The organism is Novosphingobium cyanobacteriorum, from assembly GCF_029436685.1.
GTDB lineage: Bacteria > Pseudomonadota > Alphaproteobacteria > Sphingomonadales > Sphingomonadaceae > Novosphingobium > Novosphingobium cyanobacteriorum.
The window spans coordinates 1-3,145 of sequence record NZ_JAROCY010000061.1; the positions used below are offsets into that span (position 1 = coordinate 1).

Here is a 3,145-nt window from a genome sequence, read left to right on the forward strand (position 1 = left end):
ACCAGCGCACCGCCCACAGGATCACATCACCCTGGAAATGGCGCCACTTGAAATCCGTCATCGTTCCGTCCGTCCAATCTCCGCCAAGCATGCTCAAGCTTCACGATTTTTGCAACAGAGCCTGTGGGAGCGTCTGATCGACGAACTGACGAAGGATTGAGACACTCAGTACCTGATGCTAAGCTCGACCGTGGTGCGAGCTCACAAGCAGGCGACGACAGGCCGGGGTTCCAGCACAGAAAAGAGTGGCCTCAATCCGGCTGTGGGGCGTCCCCGAGGCGGACCTTCACTAAGGCGGTGTGGGGTGCCAGTTGGGGACGAAACCTGGGCCCGGCCCGTATCTGTCGGCCGGACCCCATCTCCCGCAAGCATCAGGCCGCTGGGATCTTCCGCGACGGGTTCAGCAATTGGGGCCGCCGAGCGACCCATGGCAGCGCCCCTTCCAACTGCGCGGCCACCTGAAGGAGGAGGTCCTCGCGTCCATAGGCCGCGACGATCTGCACCCCAATCGGCATCCCATCGCTAGACATGCCGATGGGGAGGGAGATAGCCGGCTGCCCCGAAACGTTGAAGGGAACGGTGAAGGCCAGCATCCGCAGACTGCCCGAGATAAAGGCGGTGTGACGCCCTTCCAAGTCGGTTCCCTTGGCGGGCATGAGTTCCCCAATTTCCGGCGTCTGACGCGTTACAGTCGGCAAGATCAGGAGGTCCCAACCCGCCTCCCACCAACGCTCCACCTTCCCAGCGTAGTATCGAAGCTCGTCCACGCACGCGGCGAAGGCGCGCCCCGTGACTTGGTCTGCGCGTTTGACCATTTCCCAACTGGTCCACTCAACGTCATCCTCCGTCAGCGGCCGGCCGATCAGTTCTCCGTTGCGTTCGATCTCTCGCGCGATCGCGACGTCGCAAATCGTCAAGTAGTCCTTGAGGAAGGACCGATCGCCGAGCGCCTCTGGGTAGGCGTCGTTCACGTCATGGCCGAGCGCGGCAAGCGCCGCAGCGGCGCCCCGTGCCGCCGCGGCGCATTCCGGATCCAGAGCGAAGTCGCCAACGGGGTTGTGGGTCAGGACCCCCACGCGGAGACTGCCCGGATTCTCGCTTATGCTCTGGGCGTAGGGCCGTGACGCTGTCGGTGCGCAGAACGTGTCGCCCGGCCGATGGCCGCTGACGACGTCCAGTAACGCCGCGATGTCCCGCACGCTTCGCGCAAAGAGGCCTTCATGGGCGGTTCCTGCGACGTTGTCTGAATCAGTGACCAAGGGGCCTGGGGATATCCGCCCACGCGTCGGCTTGAGGCCGACGACGCCGCAGACGCTGGCAGGTATGCGCACGGAACCTGCCGAGTCATTGCCGTGCGCAACCGGTGACAGAGCCGCGGCTACCGCAGCCCCTGAGCCGCCGCTGGATCCGCCAACCGACCGTCCGAGGTTCCAAGGGTTCCGAGTGGCGCCCCACGCTTCGGGCTCCGTCGTTACCTGCGTGCCCATCTCCGGTGTATTTGTTTTGCCGAGCAAAACGAACCCCGCCGCGCGCATCCGCTGCACGAAATAGGCATCGTGGTCGGCTCTGTAGCCGGACTCTTTCATGCCTTTGATGCTGGACGTGTTGATATCGCCTTGGCTCACGACGGTGAGGTCCTTCAGAAGATAGGGCACGCCAGCGAAGGGCCCGGAGGCCAACTCGCTCTCACGCCGCGCCTTCTCAAAGAGCGGGATGATGACGGCATTGATCTCTGGGTTCACAGCTTGGACATGAGCGATCGTCGCCTCCAGCAGTTCGGTCCGGCTTATCTCTCCCGAGCGCACGAGTTCGGCCTGGGCCGTCGCATCCTGCCAAAGGTCCACCTTGCTCACTGTCGCGCTCCTTCTGCTGGTCTAAGCCGCGTGGACAATAACCTACCGCGACAGCTCCGGCGCATGCCCTGACGACACCGCCGACAGCCGAAATATTATGCATATGTCCTAGATTGTCAAGTGACCGTGTGGAGCCTCAGCCGCGCATCTCGTGGACGAAAACATGCGATTATCCACATCATTCGCGGTATCCGGGTGCATTTTTGCGCACGCAGGCGGCGGCCGAGGTGCACCTTTCTGCACCCAAGCAACGCGCCAAAGTCGGACGTTCTACCTAAAATGCTTGACGAATGGGAGGACGAGTCGGAGTCTGCCCTCAGACTTGGAAGCGCCTTCGCCGCCGGTTGTGGGGCGAACCTTCGCTTCACCTGAGCGAGCGAAACTTGAAGGGGAACCATGAAACACGCCGTCCGCATTTCTCTGTGTGCGTCCGCCATGATGGCGCCTTGGCTTCTCACGACGGATGCATGGGGCGCGCAGGCAGAGACGGGTCCTGCTTCAATGGTCGACGAATTGGTGGTCACCGCGCAGAAGCGTTCCGAGACCGTCCAGGACATCCCCGCCGCCATTACCGCTGTCAGTGGCGCGGTGCTTCAGCAGCGGGGGGTCTCCCAACCTGAAGGCCTACAATTCATCGTGCCGAGCATGCAGGCTGGCCGCTTGTTGGGGCAGACAGCAATCACCATTCGCGGTGTCGGACTTAACCAGGGCTCGCCAGGCGTCGCTATCCACGTGGACGGGGTCTATCAACCTCGCCCCTCGATGGGTGACCTTGCGCAAACCGACATTGCCCGTGTCGAGGTGCTGCGCGGACCGCAGGGCACATTGTACGGACGCAACGCCAACGGTGGGGTTGTGAATTTCGTCACGCAGGACCCGACCGACAGGTTCGAAGGCTACGTGCTTGGAAGCTATGCCAGCTATGACGAAGGTCGACTTCAGGGCGTGCTCAACGTCCCGGTCAATGAGCGCATCCGCGCTCGACTAGTGCTAGACAGCTGGCGCCGCGACGAGGGCTTTGTGAAAAATGTCCTGCCGGGCGGCCAGGATGTCGATCGAGGTCGCGCGACTTCGGGCCGGTTCAAACTGGCGGTGGATGTCACGGACGACTTGGCGCTCGATCTCAGTGCGACGGGTCTGCATTCCTCCGGACCGACCTCTTACTTCACATGGCTCTGTTGCAAAGATTGGCGGCAGTCAGAGGTAGGCTGTCGCTCTGCGCCGATCAGGCGGCTGCTGCGAAATGGTGGTTGAGCATGCCCATGGCCTCCGTCAGCGCCGAGGGCCCAATG

Annotated in this window: 2 protein-coding genes; one reads left to right on the forward strand and one right to left on the reverse strand. The window is 62.6% G+C overall.

Translation table 11 applies throughout. The features are described from left to right. Positions 1 to 371: 371 nt before the first annotated feature. Complete coding sequence (gene nylA, locus POM99_RS22545) at positions 372 to 1,853, reverse strand: 6-aminohexanoate-cyclic-dimer hydrolase (protein WP_277280973.1); 1,482 nt, start codon at positions 1,851 to 1,853, stop codon at positions 372 to 374. Between the two features lie 396 nt (positions 1,854 to 2,249). Here nylA and POM99_RS22550 point away from each other — a divergent pair, with 396 nt between their 5' ends. Continuing rightward, on the forward strand, positions 2,250 to 3,107 hold the full coding sequence (locus tag POM99_RS22550; protein ID WP_277280975.1) for a TonB-dependent receptor: 858 nt from the start codon (positions 2,250 to 2,252) through the stop codon (positions 3,105 to 3,107). Positions 3,108 to 3,145: the final 38 nt, after the last annotated feature.

What these genes read in the sequence shown, in the direction of transcription:
- POM99_RS22550 (WP_277280975.1), top strand. Translation starts at nt 2,250, where the DNA reads ATGAAACACGCCGTCCGCATTTCTCTGTGTGCGTCCGCCATGATGGCG.